A 15,523-nucleotide genomic window follows, 5' to 3' on the forward strand; every position below is an offset into this window, starting at 1 on the left:
GATCGCTGCTCAGCATGGGCTTTGCCCTGCAAAAAACTGCCGCGTCGAACAAAAGACGATGCGGCAGTTTTCATATGGAAATAACATTGCTTCGACAGTGCGGCGACAGGTCGACAAGTCGGCAGGTCAGAACAGACATGTCATTGCCGGCGTTCAGCTATTTCTCGTATACGACCTTTCCGTTTACGATGGTATACAGGACCTGCGCTTCTTTTACCTGTTCAGGACTGGAGGTCAGGAGGTCTCTGTCAACGATAGTGATATCAGCAAGCTTCCCTTCTTCCAGAGTACCCAACTCATCTTCCCGCCTCTCGGCATAAGCCGCGCCCCAGGTATAAGCGTGGATCAATTCCCTGATATCTATGATTTCCTGTGGGTTCCAGCCACCTTCAGGTGTCCCGTCAGGATAGATACGTGTCAGGCCGCAGTACATGCCAAAGAACGGATCTCCCTCTACAACGGGAGCATCGCTTCCGGCAGCCAGTACAGCGCCCGCGTCCAGCAGCGATCTGAACGCCCAGGTATACTTGTCGCGTTCAGGCCCCAGCAGCTGCGGATAACAGTTGTCGGCGAAGGATGGCAGCACGGAAATGATATGCTCCGGCTGTACTGAAGCTATCACACCCAGCTGGCCAAAACGTCTTATGTCCTCAGGCAAAATCACTTCTATATGCTCTATTTGATGACGTGCCTTTGTCTTGCCGTATTTTTTCATGGCGTTTTCATAAGCGTCAAGGGCTGCGTGCACAGCACCGTCACCGCAAGCATGGAGTCTCACCGAGATATCGTTCTCGTGGGCGATCTCCACTGCCGCGTTCAACTGATCCAGATCCAACAGCGAACCACCTCTGGAGTCAGGCATATCATTGTACGGCTCCGCCAGCAATGCTGTATGATTGGCTATCACGCCATCGATGAACTGCTTTACATATGGTACTCTGTACATGCCGGTCCCGCTGCTCTCAGCTTTCGCTTTGACTTCAAGGACCTTGTCTATATCTTCGAAGAGATTTCTGGCTGCGTTCACTCTTATCTTGAGGCCACCTTCCCTGTCCATCCTGTAATAAGTATTTTCATAGGCCAGGTTCAGTCCCAGATACGGCGTCATGTCACTGACAGAAGTTATCCCCTTTCTCACCGCGTTGTCCATGTACCGCGTTATCAGATCCTCCACCATTTCATCGGAAAAGTCAAAGGCGTACTCTCCCACCAGACAAAGAGCTGTTTCATATAAATAACCTGTCGGCTGTCCCTTTTCATCCCTGGCTATCTCGCCAAAAGGAGGATCAGGTGTATCAGCGTCTATGCCACAGATCTCCAGCGCCTTGCTATTGACCCATGCGCCATGGAGCTCATAATCCAGAAGGAACACAGGTCTGTCAGGCAATACTCTGTCCAGTGTCTCCTTTGTCGGATGGGATGTGTCCTCCCAACTGAGCCTGCACCATCCGAATCCTATCACCCATTTTTCCTGAGGAATGGTCGATGCGAAATCTGACACTATCTGCGCCACTTCTTCACGCGACATTGCGTGGAAAAGATCCGCGTATTTATCCAGCATCCCGGCCTGCATCAAGTGTATATGGTTGTCATGCAGTCCCGGGATGACCAGTTCGTTTTCCCCGAGAGCTATCACTTTTGTTTCGGGTCCCTTGAACCGGGCCGCCTCGTCCTGCCCCTTCCCGACGGCCACGATCTTTCCATCGGCCACCGCTATGAATTCCTTGTCCTCCGGCAGACCCTTCCCACAGAATATCTTTCCGCCTTCTATGAGGATGTCCGCTTTTCCATTGATCGACATGAATATTCACCGTCCTTTCCATCCCTGAAATTTCTCTCCGTTAATTTTATACCAGAAAATAATCAGATGACATACTTCTGTTGCGGTCTTTTGCTATATTATTTAAAATGTTCTGAATTATTATTGCATACATACACTCGACTTCACATGTGGTATAATCAAAAATAGCAACTAAGACCATTATCTTTTTGCCGCAGGGGAAAACGGAGGTACATAATGTTCCAGGAAATAAACTACGAAGACGAGCTGCCTGTAAAGGTACAGGTTTTGGAAATAGAGCAGATCCCATGGCACACCCATAACGATATACAGATAGTCTATGTCCTGGAAGGCGAAATCGAGCTGAAGCTCACTTATGCCCGCTACCGCCTTTCAAAAAACAACATCCACATAATACATAATGAGGATGTTCACGGGTTTCGCGCCTTGTCAGGCAATAATTTAGTTGTCATACTCAGCTTAAACGTCGACTACTTTTCCGCTCGCCATCCTTCCCTGGACAGCCAGGTCTTCACCACCAAGGTCAGCGAAAACATTGCCACATATAAGAAGCAGCTGGCGCTGAAGGTCCACATGTTTTCCATCATATCCGAACTCCACAGCAGGAAGCGCGGATATAAAAACAGGATAATGGACACTGCCCATACACTGATAGACTCCCTCTACAGTGATTTTCGAGGATTTACTGTCAACCATGAAAAGCGGACCTTTGAGCATCAGGTGTCGCGTGATCCTGTTCAGATGGAACGCATCAGCCGGGTCGTTACATTTGTTTACAGCAATTATCCGTATAAACTGGGTCTGTCATCCATCGCCGAAGCGGAAAATATCAACAGCTACTACCTCTCTCACCTGTTCCAGCGTTTCGTCGGCGACAGCTTCCGCAACTTTGTCAGCATGGTCCGGGTGGAGATGTCGGAGGTAGAGCTTCTCACCACCGACCACTCCATCGCCCACATCTCCTCCAATGTGGGATTTTCCAATGCCAAATACTACGTGGAAAATTTCATAGAGTGGTTTGGCTGTCATCCGAAAGAATACAGACAGCTCTATGGCAAAGAGATACTTGGTCGGGCAAAAAACCGCTTTCGCCAGCTTCCACTGGACAGCATCAACGATGTCATCGAATCATACAACGAAAGACCTGCCTTCACCGGCGCTTCCCAACAGGTGATGTCCGCTTCTCTGGATTTCAGAAAAATAAAAAACGGCCGTCACTTCGGCAGCAATGCGCCTGATATCTCTCCCGGAGAATTCTATTCCGGCTACGATGCTCAGCAGGATTGCCTGGACGTTTTGAAATCCATACTCAAATGCCCTGAATCCGCCGCTATCCCTCAGGCATCTGTAGATTCGGAAAATGACAGAAGAGGCACGCTCACTTTCAACGGCATGAAAAAACCGCTATACTACCTCCGCCACTTTCTTCTCGGTCATCAAGGCACCATCGGAAGTTTCGATGACTGGTATCTGATGACCTTGGGAAACGAGAAAGCCGCGCTGCTGTTTTTCAACGATGATACGGATACCCGCCACGACATGGAATTCAATTTTTTCAACATGCCTGGCAGATATCAAATAACGGAGCACAGACTGTGCTCCGATTCCACCTGCCTTTCTTTCTGGAAACAACTGGATTTCAAGGCTAACCTTTCGGACGGAGAGATGTGGCAGATACTGCAGATGTCCGCCCCGCGGCTGTCGTGGAAAACTGTGGATTCCTCCGGCAGTTTTACTTATTCAGCATCCCTGGATCCACACGATATCATGCTGGCTGAGATAAAAAAGCTGTGATGATATCCTGTGGATATCCGTCATCTGTTTTTACGTTTCCTTATTCTTTCGCCGTCTTACACACTCGCTCAGCAGATATTCCACCTGCCCGTTGATCGAGCGGAAGTCCTCCTCCGCCCACGCCGCGATCTCGTTCCAAAGACTGGGCGACAACCGCAGGACCATCTGCTTCTTGGCCTTTTCCTTGTCCTTGACAGCTTTTTCTCTCTTCTTCAGCTCCGTCTCCATGGCTTTTATCTTTTCCAGTCGTTCCCGAAGCTGCTCTTCTTTTTTGTTTATATCATCGGACATATGACTACCCCTCAATCGTCAACAGTATCGCCGCCTGGTGAACGCCAGCCTGGCGCTGAGTGTTCATGCAGACCGCCTGACCGGCCGGCGGACATCAGCTCAGTAGATGTGCTGTCAGTCCGCCTCCAGTCCTGTCCTTCCGGCAACATCAATATATACTTCCGCTGTTCACGATAGGCTGCGGCTCTTTATCTCCGCAAAGGACTACCAGAAGATTGGACACCATAGCGGCTTTTCGTTCATCATCAAGGACTACCAGATCATTGTCCTCCAGCTTATCAAGGGCCATTCTCACCATCCCAACAGCGCCTTCCACTATCTTCTCTCTGGCTGCTATAGTCGCTGCCGCCTGCTGTCTCTTCAGCATTGCCGCGGCGATCTCTTCAGAGTAAGCCAAATGTGTTATCCTTACTTCCAAAATCTCTATTCCGGCATCCGCCACTTTATCCTGAAGCTCCGCCTTCATGTTCTGGGCTATCTCCAGGCTGGAGCCTCTCAAAGTCATCTCGTCATTTTCCTGGTCTATGGTGTCGTAAGGATAAAGCCTGGCCGTGTTCCTGATGGTAGAATCACATTGTATAGACAGATATTCGAAATAATTTTCCACGTTGAAAACCGCTTTAGTAGGGTTGGCTACCCGCCAGATAACTATGGATCCGATAACTACAGGATTCCCCTGAACATCGTTCACCTTTTGCTGAGCATTGTTCAGCGTCATGGTCTTAGTGGACACCTTTTTTCCGGCGTTGCTCTTACTGCTCTTTTTGTGGCCGTCCTTCTTGGACGCCTCGACCATCTCTTCCTTTATTGTATCCAGTGTTCCCCGGGCTGTCGGGTTGAATCCGGCAACAAAAGGGTTGACGAAGAAAAATCCGTCTTTCTTTATCGTCCCATGATACTTACCAAACAGAGTCAGCACCAGAGCCTCGTTGGGATTTACGATCTTAAGACCGCACATGCATACCAGAAATACAAGGAACAACAGTACTCCTGCTGTCGCCAGCAGAACCGCAGTCCCACCGTCGAACATTACCGGCCCTGCTATACACAGGCCAATACCTGCCAGGATCCCTACAGCCGATATCACCATCATCGCCATCCCCGATACAGGATGCAGCTCCCTTTCCACTATATCGCGTTTTATCATATTATTAGTTTCCATGTTTATCCTCCTTCACAGACATACCTTCATCAGCAAACTAAATGATATCATTTTGATATCATAATTATATCTTGCTTGAGAGAATTGTCAAGGACTTTTTTTAAAATCGTAGAGCCTGCTGTCTCCATCTACCAAAAAAGAAGGCCTTTCCGCCGGAAAACGCCTTCCTTTTTATATGCGAACTATTGCCGCATCATACCATATAAACCGCTGTATCCACCCTTTCCCAGCTAGTCACCTTTGTCTCGCAGACACATATCTTCCGTTCCAGCCACTTGTACTTTTCATGGCCTGTCCTGAAGGTGACGCTCCCCTTGAAATAATATTCATCGGGCGATACCGGCTCACCTTCCATCAGTTTTTCCTCGACTGCCGGATCGATTTCCAGCATGGCCTTCATGTCCATCAGTATACGGGCGCCGTCTTCCGTCTCCAGCAGCAGCGACGACACCACGTCGTTCCTGCCGGGCGCGGGAGTATACGTCACGCCCATACCGATCGGCAGGACTTTGCCGCTGAGTCCGTCATCACCGGAAAAGACCCCTTCGTCGGTCGGCGACACCAGCGCTTCTCCGTCGCATGTGACGCCCATATCTATATCGTTTTTCTGTATGAGATACATATCAAACAGCTTTTTCACTCGCTCCTCCTTATCCGCTCCCGTCGAATTCCATCACGCTCAGTATATCACCGCCGCTGCCGACGCACAAGTCCGGCAAACGATGCGGCTCATGCTGCAATTTCGCACGCAATTTCGCACGCAATTTCACATCGCGGTTTCCCACCTCAGCTCCACACTATAGCGCTAAAGCTTTCCGCTCACGACTTTTCCGTCGAACATGACGGCTTCGATCCTGACGTCCTTAAGCTCTTCCGGCGGCACTTCGCAGGGATCTCTGTCCACGATTACGAGATTGGCTATCTTTCCCGCTTCAATGGACCCCAGCTTATCGTCCCACCTCAGCTGTCTTGCGCCTGCCTCCGTGTACCCTTCGATAAGATCCCTGATCCCCAGCTTCGCCGACGCCTCCGGCCTCATGCTGCCGGGATACTTTTCCGGATCCAGCGGAAATTCCGGGTCGACTCTGGTGGCGGCCACCTGCATCCCGAAAAACGGAGCCGCCCTGTGGAGCTCATAGTATGTCACCACGTCGCTGGAATACGATACGTTGGCACCGCTGTCTATCATGGGATTGAACTGATACATGCCGTTCCACTTCTCTCTGCTGTAGAAGTTCAGCGCTTCGTCGCCGAAATATCCACCGGACCAGTGACACGTCCAGTTCACATATATCCCCAGCCCGGCCGGTCTTCCCATGTCGGAAGGGTGTACCGACTCACAGTGGGCGAACACCGGTCTGCAAACCCACGCTTCGCCGGCTCCGGCAGCCAGAGCCTGTGCCTTTTCCACGGCATCGCACGCAGTGCGGAAAGCCCTGTCTCCCACCATATGTATGTGAAGATCCAGACCTTCGCGGTTGCAGAGCAGGAAACAGTCCACCAGCTCCTCTTCCTCCATCATTATCTCACCGTAATTTCCCGGCGAATCGTTGAGCTCTTCTATGGACGCCGCATTGCCCGTCTCGTTGGTGCCGTCGAGAAACAGCTTCATGGTATTGAACTTTATATGATCCGTCGTATAGAGCCTCTGATATTCCCGCAGCTTTTCTATCTTCCCGGGCAGATCCGCATAATGCCAGAACCTGACCGAACCGTCGTAATATGTGTAAAGGCGCCCGGCTCTGTCCATATCGTATATGGTCTTTATCAGCTCGTCGGTCTCTATGACCCCGTCGAACATGGCCGTGATGCCGCTGTCCCTGAAAAAGTCCATCACGGGAGCCAGCATCTCTTCCGACGATGCCACCGGCTGTCTCCAGCCGATAGCATCGTACATCCTGTCGAGAAAATGGGCCCATGCTCTTTCCCTGACCCAGCCCGTAGGCTCTCCGTCTTCGTCTCTCACGAAAATCTCCAGCTCCGTAGGGTCCGGCGTGTCCCTGTCCACGCCCATCAACTCCAGCATTTTGGAGTTGACCCAGCTGAGATGCTCGCCGAAATCCTGACAGAGCACCGGTCTGTCGGACACGACCGCGTCCAGCATTTCCTTCTTTGGGCCTTCCTTTCCGAACATTGACGTGGGGTAGTATTCAAAGTAGAGGAACGGCACCTCCTCCTTCGAGTGCACTTTTGCGTATTCCCCGATGAAGTCCAGCACTACCTGAGGATCCTCCGTCCACGGCAGCTTTACATGCCACGCGCTCTCGGCGCATATCCCCGGATGGGTGTGGGCATCGATGAATCCCGGCAGCACGGTCTTTCCGGCAAGGTCGTAAGTTTTTACTTCCTCTCCGGCACCGGTTTTTCCGCCTGCGATATATGCCTCGGCGCCCGCTTCATCCCCGATATATGCGATGTCCCTGCCGTCCGTAACTATGACGCTGCCCGCCTCCGCCTTCTGCGGCGTATATATCTTCGCGTTTTTCAATACGTACACTTTCCCGTCTTCCTTTCCTTGTCCTTCTGCCTACAGGTTGAGCTCAGGCGGCAGCTGTCTGAAGCCCTTAGTCTTTATGGCAAGGACTATGACGCCGATCGCCAGCCATGAGAATCCCACGATCTTGCCTGCCACAGGAAGGCTCAGCCACAGGTAAACGCATATGGCAGCTGCAATAACAGGGATTATCAGATTCCTTAAAACAGCCGCTCCCGATCTTTCCTTATCCTTTACCCAGAATCTCACCACCACACAGATATTCGTAAGGACAAACCCCAGCAGTGCGCCAAAGCTTACAAGAGACATTGCGTCCGTAAGGCTGTCCTGGAATATTATCGCCGTAAGTCCGACTACCGCTGTCAGCAACACGTTCTTTACAGGCGTCTTGAATTTCGGATGAACATAGCCGAAGAAGCTCTTTGGAAGGAAGCCGTCGCGCCCCATTCCCAACAGTATCCTTGACGTTGCTCCCTGGCCGGCTATGCAGCAGCCTATGGATGCCAGCGTGTTTATGAGGATGAATATGGTGTTCATCCAACCTATGCCGATATGAATGTTGTATTCGGTTATTGCCGTATCGGGATCCTGTATGGCTCCGACTTCATACGGCCAGCCGCAGTTCATGAAGTACGCAACGATGAAAAACTCTATCGCAGCTCCCACGCATACGAGAATGACGGCTCTCGGCATGTTCTTCTCCGGCTCTATCGTTTCCTCGGAATACGTCGTTACAGAATCGAATCCGACGAATACTATTGCCATGATGCCGGCTCCCGTCATGATGGAAGAAAAGTTGAACATGTCTGCATTGTAAATCGCTTCCGGATATATCAGCGTCCCGGCGCCGCCTCCACCCATGACGAACTTTATTATGAATATTATCGTCACGATGAGAGCCAGTATCGGAGCTATAACGTTGATGTTGTTGACTATAGCCGCCACGCCTATTCCTATGCAGTTGCAGACCGCCACAAAGATTACGGCGATGATGACCCACGCCCATACCGGGATGGCAGGGAACATGATGTTGAGATACAATCCACAACTAAGATAGCATACCATCGGCAGCAGAAAATAGTCGAGCATCAGACCCCATCCCGCTATGAAGCCCAGCTTCGGACCTATTGATTTGCTGACATAACTGTAAACAGAGCCCGCCACAGGATATTTCCTGCACATCTTGGCGTAACTGAGAGCAGTCAGCGTCATAGCAAAGCCTGCAACGAGGAGCGTCAGCGGAAAGTGTCCGTTTGTCAGCACGTTTATGATGCCGTAATACATCAGCACACATGCCGGACACAGGTATGCAAGACCCTGGCATACCAGCGTAGGCAGCTTCAGCACTCTCTTAAGCTCCGTTCTTTCGGACGGAGTTCCATTATTCATTGCATCCATAACAAACCTCCTGAATCTTCGAATGAATGATAAATGATATTATTTCTTAAACATTTCCGGAATGTTTTTGACTTTTTACGGGCGCCGGGCCAACGCTCTATCGTTCATAGACGATCTCGCCCTTGAATATGGTCTTTTCGACCTTTATGGCGTAGATGTCATCGACGTCGGTCTCCTCTATATCGCTGTCGAGTATGACCAGATCGGCGGATTTGCCCTCCTCAATGGAGCCCGTTATCTCCTCGGCGCGTATCTGGTATGCGCCGTTTATGGAAAGGGACCTCACCGCTTCCTCAAGGTCGGCAGGTCTTTCGCTTCCCAGGGTCTTTCCCTTGAACTTCTCATAGTCCGGAGCCTCGGGAAACACCGCTCTCGTCATGGCGCACTGTATCTCATGCATGGTGTCGGGCGGCGGCGTCACCGGAAAGTCGGTGCCGAAAGCTATCCTGACGCCCCGGTCCAGAAAGCCCCTCAGGGGATATGCGGCGCCGGCCCTTTTCTCTCCCATCAGCGGAGTCATTCCCTCTATGTCCGAATCGTAGACCATCCACCTGGGCTGGCAGTTCCCCATGATATCGTTTTCAGCCATCCGATCCATGTCCTCGTCTCTGACGAGCATCAGATGAGCTATGACGTTCCTCGGCGGTCTGTCTTTGATATCGGCGCTGCCTGCCGCCTTTACGAGACAGTCGACGCTCTGCCTTACGGAATTGTCTCCCATGGCATGGACGTGAACGTCGAACCCCGCCTCCATTGCCTTTCCCGCTACGGAAACGAACTCACCGTCGTCCCAGTACAGCGCTTCGTTGTAGTCCGCCGGCAGGCCGTTTTCCTCCGTGAATGCCCTGTCGTACGGCTCTATCAGCGAAAAGGCTCCCTCGGCGAACATCTTCACCGTATCTACGCGGAAGTCATCGCCCACATCGTCTCTGCCTTTGCGGGCTATGGCTTCTTCCAGCTGCTCCTGTCCCTTTCCCGGCTCCAGCAGGTATACTCCGCGCACGCGGAGCGTCAGCTTCCCCTCTTCCGCCAGCTGCCTGTACGCCTCCCTGGCATTGTCGCTGTGCATGCAGTCCTGCACCAGCGTCACGCCGTATCTGTTGGCTTCGTTTTCCTGATAATACAGGATCTCCTCCCTGTACTTTTCCACCGACGGGTCGTATCCCGGCACACCCGTCTTTATCATATCCATGGCCTCGGGGTCGTTGAACATGCCTTCCGGGTAGCCGCTCTCCTCGCGGTATATCTTCCCTACGTAAACGTCCGGCGTATTCTCATCCACTCCCGCTATCTCGATCGCCTTCGTGTTGACCCACAGATTGTGCTGCGAAAAGGCCTCCAGTATCACCGGCCTGTCATTGCACACCCTGTCCAGATCGTGCCTCGTCGGTCTCCTGTCGCCCTGAAAATTGCTTTCCACCCAGCCGGCGCCCCTTATGAGCTCCTCTTCGGGATGTTTTTCAATATATGTCTTCAGCCTGGCGAGGTACTTCTCTATGATGTCCTCTTCGGCCTCCCCTTCCTGTATGTATATGCCGAACAGGTCGCATCCCGTTCTGGCGCTCGCCGATATGGAAGGGTGACAGTGAGCGTCGGCAAGCCCCGGCAGGATCGTATTTCCGCCGCAGTCTATGATCCGGGTATCCGAACCGATCGCGTTCTCTGCGCCGTCATAGCTGCCGACGGCCATGATCTTCCCGTCCTTTACCAGCACCGTATCTCCTCTTATCACATTCCCCTCTCCGTCAGGGGAAAACACCTTCCCGTTTATCAGCGCCATATCCGCAAATACCATTTTTATGACCTCCCTTTTTATTCCGTCGCGTTTATTTTATTCTCATTTTTCAGATAATTATATGTACTTTTTCACCCTTGTTTTGTATAATTAGGTAGAAAAAAGTATAGTTTTTGAAAACGCATCGGAGCAGAAGAGAAGAATATCATGAAAGGAAACATCAAACCCGATACGATCCCGGACACACCGGCAGGGATATCCATATACTCGGTGACCCGGGAAGCACCTCATCACCATACGGGCTTTCTGGAGATCCTCTACTGTCTGCACGGGCCCGTCACCGTCACCACCAGATCTCAGGAAGTGCTCCTCCACGAAGGGGAGCTGGTATCCCTCGACCCCTTCGACATACACTACACGTCGGCGGACACGGAAAACCTGATCGTTTCGTTTTACTTCGATCTTACGGATCCCGTATTCGGCAGGGACGACCTCGATATGCTGTACTTCATGTGCGAGCCCCTCGCCATACCGGAATCGAAGCAGGAAGAGCTGAAGGAACTGAAACGCCTGCTGCTGACGATGCTGTATTTTCACTGTTTCCCGCACCCCAAACTGCCTGCCGGTCCGACGGCGACGAGATTTGCCGTAAAGATCGTGGATATGATGCTGGAGCATTTTCACTTCTTCGACTTCATAGCCCGATATATGGAGTACTCCCCCGATGCAAAGACCCTCTACGAAAACATCCTGATATACATACAGAAAAACTACGCGGAAAAAATAACTCTCGGAAAGATGTCCGACACGCTCCACTTCAACTACAAATACCTGTCGAGGTTCTTCATGACCACTTCCTACAGGGGTTTTCCCCGTGTCGTTATGGATGTCAGGTCATATATGTCTTCCATACTGCTTCTGGAGACCAATGACAATGTTTCGGACATAGCCTATAAAGTCGGCTTCACATCGCCAAACTACTATTACCGCGTCTTCAGGAGCTGGACCAACACGACGCCGCACCGATACAGGAAGGAGATGCGCCGGCTTCAGGCGCAGGCTGAAGAGAACCGATATTACGATCCGAAAGAGAAAAAAGAAGAGCTCGAGCACTTTATCCTGTTCCGTTTCGCGGAACTTCAGGTGCCCGAACTCATCGATATGTCATTCATCCCGTTCAAAGGGCTGCCGGATGCGTGGCCGCCGGATGCGTGAGACTGCCGGGCGTACGAGACTGCCGGCGCGCAATGTGATTTTTACGCTCTTTTGCAGTTGCTGCCACCAGATCCGGTCGCCGACTGTAAAATTTTCAACGTTTACCGCCCGTCTCTCTCCGACGTGCCCGTTAAAGCCGCAAAAAAGCGGCTCCGAGCCCTTTACAAAAATAGTCCGATATACACAAAACCATTGGGTTTTGCAGTTGTTTTCCGAAATCCCGCCCGGCAACTGCAAACGCGCAAGCCAACTTAAAAACGCCGGCCGGAGCTCTCTCCGACCGGCGCCGTTACGTCCGACATATTCAACTTCTTACTGCGGCACGCGCTGTTTTGCATCCGTCCTCTTGGCCACGACGATGAATCGCCCGTCCTCCACGTGGTATGCGCACGTGGACAGGGTTATGAGCTGATCCCCGTACTCGGCGCTGACGCCGGTGTCATAGGACGATATCTCCCTGACGCCCCGCAGGTACTCGTAAAATTCCGTCTCCGTCGTCATCCCCGCGTACTGGTAATACTTGAACTTCTTTGAATCCTGAGGATATATCTGCGTATATCCCGCAGCGATCACCTGATACGTTCCCTGTCCGCCCTTGTATATGGTGTCGAACTTAAAGGTCGGGTGCTGCTCGTAAAACGCCTTGTCCTCGTATTCCAGAAGGTCGTGGAACATGGTGCCGTTCTTCATGTTGTGACCGTATATGAGGAAGTTCGACGTGGGCACGAAGATATCGCTGACCGCATCCATGAACGGCACGCCCGATGCCGCGTACTCCTTATCGAAGCCGCGGTGCAGGTAAAATTCCGGATCATCCTGCGTCTGCATCACCGGATAATCGATATTTGTATCCTCTATCGTTACCCAGCCTATGATGTCATCGTTGGCAAGGTACAGGTCTGCGTACTTGCCTATGATAGTGCCCTTGTCCGTGACAAGATCCTCTCTTTCCGTCTGCAGCCCCTTAAGGTCCTCAAGAGCGCCCTGCTCCCGTGCTCCGTTTATGAAGTAATCCAGCAGCACGCCCGCAGAGCCCAGAAAAACTATCAGGCATATCACCAGGATTATCTTTCGTCCCAGACCCATTTTCGCTTTTCCTCTGCTTTTTCCCGTTCCTCTTCTCACATCTTTGCCTTTCTCTGCCAGCAGTTCCTATGCGCCCAGCTCGCTCATGCTGAAGAGCTTTATGCCGTTGGATGTCAATACCCTGATGGCCTTTTCCTGCTCCTCTACCCTTATCATGATGATGGCCTTGTCGTCTTTTGCCTGTATGGCCGAATAGATATAGTCCACGGCGATATCGTTATCGGCAAGTATCTGCAGCACCTTATGGAATCCGCCCGGCTTATCTTCGATGGAAACTGCTATCACTTCCGTGATGCTGGCCGTGAATCCGGCTTCCGTAAGTATCCTTGTGGCCTCTTCCGGATTCGGCACGATACACCTGAGGATGCCGAAATCCACCGTATCGGCTATGGTGCTGGCCTTTATATCGATACCGTGCTCAGCCAGTATCCTCGTCAGCTCGGCCAGTCTTCCGGTGGTGTTTTCCACAAACACCGACATCTGCTTGATCAACATTTCACTTTCCTCCTTGTGCTTATCCTAAAGGTTCCTCGAATCTTTAACTCTCACTGCTTTTCCTTCGCTCCTAGGCAGCGTTCCCTCGTTGAGGAATCTTACCTTGCAGCCTATGCCCAGCATATCTCTCAGAGCGTGGTTCAGTCTGCCCCTCAGCTCTTCTATGAACTTTATGTCGTCTATGGCAAGCCCCGGTGCCAGCTCCACGTCCAGATCGAATGTATCCTTGTTGTTTTCCCTTCCGACGTAGATCATGTAGTTTATGGTCAGCTCCTCGAACTTGGAGATGACTTCCTCTATCTGCGAAGGGAATACGTTGACTCCTCTGATGATGAGCATGTCGTCCGTCCTGCCGAGGATCTTGCTCATCCTTACGTTTGTCCTGCCGCATCCGCACTTTTCCCTCATCAGGTAGCACAGGTCTCTCGTCCTGTACCTTATCATCGGGAATCCTTCCTTGCCCAGCGTCGTGAACACCAGCTCGCCGATCTGCCCGTCAGGCAGCGGCTCCAGCGTTTCCGGATCGATGATCTCCGGATAGAAGTAGTCTTCCTGCACGTGCATGCCGTTGTTCTCGTCGCAGCTTATGGAAACTCCCGGGCCTATGATCTCCGTCAGGCCGTATATGTCGTATGCCTTGATCCCGAGGCCCTTTTCGATGCTCTCCTTCATGCCCTGAGTCCACGGTTCGGCTCCGAAAACTCCCGCTTTCAGCGGCAGAGTTTCCGGATCTATGCCCTCTTTTGCAACGCCTTCGGCGATGGTCAGAGCGTACGACGGCGTACATGCCAGCGCCGTGCTCTTGAGATCCTGCATGAACATTATCTGCTTCTTCGTGTTTCCGCTGCTCATCGGTATGACGGTGGCTCCTATCGTCTCGGCTCCTATGTGGGCTCCGAGTCCGCCCGTGAACAGTCCGTATCCGTACGCCACCTGTACGATGGACGTGTTGTCCTGTCCGGCACATGTCAGGGCTCTCGCCACGCACTCGCCCCAGATGTCGAGGTCATTCTGCGTGTATCCCGCCACCTTCGGCTTGCCCGTCGTTCCCGACGAAGCGTGTATCCTGATGATGTCCTCGTTCTTCGCCGCGAAAAGGCCTCTCGGGTAATTGACGGCCAGATCCTCTTTCGTGGTGAACGGCAGTTTTCTTATGTCGTCCAGCGACTTGATGTCTTCAGGCTTTACCCCTGCATCGTCCATCTTCTTCCTGTAGTACGGCACATTGTCGTACTCGTATTTTACTGTCTTCTTGAGCTTCTCAAGCTGCAGCGCCCGCATGGTCTCGCGGTCCGCACATTCCATCTCCTTATTCCAGATCATTTCATGATTGTTCCTTTCTTATTATTTGTCGTGCGCAGCACGACATCAGGTATCCGGCACCGCCGGGCTTCATTGTATTTGTCGCTCAAAGAGCGACATCGAGGTGTCCAGCTCAGCCGGGCTTCATTGTCTCTACCGCGCGTCGCGGCCGCCTACGCGTTTCTGCCCATCTCGAAGGCCTTCTTGTTCAGCTCCACGAACTTCGGCTTCACGTTCTCCTCGATGACCTTTATCCATGCATCCTCGTCAAAGGGCAGGTCTTTTGACGCCGCGCCCAGCAGCACAACGTTGACAGCCTTGACGCTGCCACACTCCTCGGCAATGCTGAGAGCATCGAATGCCTTCACGTCCCCGGTCTTCTCTTTCAAGGTCTTCATGATGTCGGCAGGATATTTGGCCTGCCCCAGGATCACCGGCATCGGGAGTATCTGCTGAGTATTGACATACATGGTGCCGCCTTTTTTCAGATATGGCAGCCATCTATAGGCTTCCAGCTCCTCGAAGGCAATAATGATATCTGCGTCTCCCTCCTCGATAAGAGGTGAGTTGACAGTCCCCTCGCTTATCTTCACATGTGTCACCACGCTGCCGCCTCTCTGAGCCATACCATGGACTTCCGACAGCTTCACGTCATATCCGTTCATCAATGCCAGGTTCCCCAGCAGCACACTGGCAAGCAAAGTTCCCTGACCACCTACTCCTACTATCAGTATATTGGCCTTTTTCATT

Annotated in this window: 13 protein-coding genes; 2 read left to right on the forward strand and 11 right to left on the reverse strand. The window is 52.0% G+C overall.

Annotated features, from left to right (window positions below; genetic code table 11):
- Positions 1–157: 157 nt before the first annotated feature.
- Entirely contained in the window at positions 158–1,801 is a 1,644-nt protein-coding gene (locus ACQY69_RS08050; protein ID WP_428260015.1) for an amidohydrolase, read from the reverse strand.
- A 216-nt stretch (positions 1,802–2,017) separates the two neighbouring features.
- Here ACQY69_RS08050 and ACQY69_RS08055 point away from each other — a divergent pair, with 216 nt between their 5' ends.
- Entirely contained in the window at positions 2,018–3,595 is a 1,578-nt protein-coding gene (locus tag ACQY69_RS08055) for a helix-turn-helix domain-containing protein (protein WP_428260016.1), read from the forward strand.
- A 30-nt stretch (positions 3,596–3,625) separates the two neighbouring features.
- Here ACQY69_RS08055 and ACQY69_RS08060 read toward each other — a convergent pair whose 3' ends face one another.
- The 6 genes from ACQY69_RS08060 to ACQY69_RS08085 form a co-directional block, all read right to left on the reverse strand.
- Positions 3,626–3,823: a toxin-antitoxin system HicB family antitoxin gene (locus ACQY69_RS08060; protein ID WP_428261038.1), complete on the reverse strand. Its 198-nt coding sequence runs from the start codon at positions 3,821–3,823 to the stop codon at positions 3,626–3,628.
- A gap of 211 nt (positions 3,824–4,034) precedes the next feature.
- Entirely contained in the window at positions 4,035–5,048 is a 1,014-nt protein-coding gene (locus ACQY69_RS08065; protein ID WP_428260017.1) for an SPFH domain-containing protein, read from the reverse strand.
- Positions 5,049–5,241: 193 nt separating this feature from the next.
- The gene (locus ACQY69_RS08070; protein ID WP_428260018.1) at positions 5,242–5,688 is read right to left on the reverse strand and encodes a DUF3237 family protein; all 447 of its coding nucleotides are present in this window, start codon (positions 5,686–5,688) and stop codon (positions 5,242–5,244) included.
- A gap of 165 nt (positions 5,689–5,853) precedes the next feature.
- The gene (locus ACQY69_RS08075; protein WP_428260019.1) at positions 5,854–7,545 is read right to left on the reverse strand and encodes an amidohydrolase; all 1,692 of its coding nucleotides are present in this window, start codon (positions 7,543–7,545) and stop codon (positions 5,854–5,856) included.
- Positions 7,546–7,575: 30 nt separating this feature from the next.
- Entirely contained in the window at positions 7,576–8,940 is a 1,365-nt protein-coding gene (locus tag ACQY69_RS08080; RefSeq protein WP_428260020.1) for an APC family permease, read from the reverse strand.
- Positions 8,941–9,037: 97 nt separating this feature from the next.
- Positions 9,038–10,735, reverse strand: a complete 1,698-nt coding sequence (locus ACQY69_RS08085; RefSeq protein ID WP_428260021.1) for an amidohydrolase — start codon at positions 10,733–10,735, stop codon at positions 9,038–9,040.
- A 147-nt stretch (positions 10,736–10,882) separates the two neighbouring features.
- Between ACQY69_RS08085 and ACQY69_RS08090 the strand changes: the two genes are divergently transcribed.
- Entirely contained in the window at positions 10,883–11,890 is a 1,008-nt protein-coding gene (locus ACQY69_RS08090) for an AraC family transcriptional regulator (RefSeq protein WP_428260022.1), read from the forward strand.
- A 312-nt stretch (positions 11,891–12,202) separates the two neighbouring features.
- Here ACQY69_RS08090 and srtB read toward each other — a convergent pair whose 3' ends face one another.
- The 4 genes from srtB to ACQY69_RS08110 all read right to left on the reverse strand — a co-directional run bounded on the left by srtB (position 12,203) and on the right by ACQY69_RS08110 (position 15,522).
- Positions 12,203–13,015, reverse strand: coding sequence for a class B sortase (srtB, locus tag ACQY69_RS08095; protein ID WP_428260023.1), 813 nt, complete (start codon positions 13,013–13,015; stop codon positions 12,203–12,205).
- A 27-nt stretch (positions 13,016–13,042) separates the two neighbouring features.
- The gene (locus tag ACQY69_RS08100; RefSeq protein ID WP_428260024.1) at positions 13,043–13,471 is read right to left on the reverse strand and encodes an ACT domain-containing protein; all 429 of its coding nucleotides are present in this window, start codon (positions 13,469–13,471) and stop codon (positions 13,043–13,045) included.
- A gap of 24 nt (positions 13,472–13,495) precedes the next feature.
- On the reverse strand, positions 13,496–14,794 hold the full coding sequence (locus ACQY69_RS08105) for a phenylacetate--CoA ligase family protein (RefSeq protein ID WP_428260025.1): 1,299 nt from the start codon (positions 14,792–14,794) through the stop codon (positions 13,496–13,498).
- A 152-nt stretch (positions 14,795–14,946) separates the two neighbouring features.
- Positions 14,947–15,522, reverse strand: coding sequence for an indolepyruvate oxidoreductase subunit beta (locus ACQY69_RS08110; RefSeq protein WP_428260026.1), 576 nt, complete (start codon positions 15,520–15,522; stop codon positions 14,947–14,949).
- Position 15,523: the final 1 nt, after the last annotated feature.

This window comes from Gallibacter sp. Marseille-QA0791 (genome assembly GCF_965119705.1).
Classification (GTDB): domain Bacteria; phylum Bacillota; class Clostridia; order Peptostreptococcales; family Anaerovoracaceae; genus Lentihominibacter; species Lentihominibacter excrementipullorum.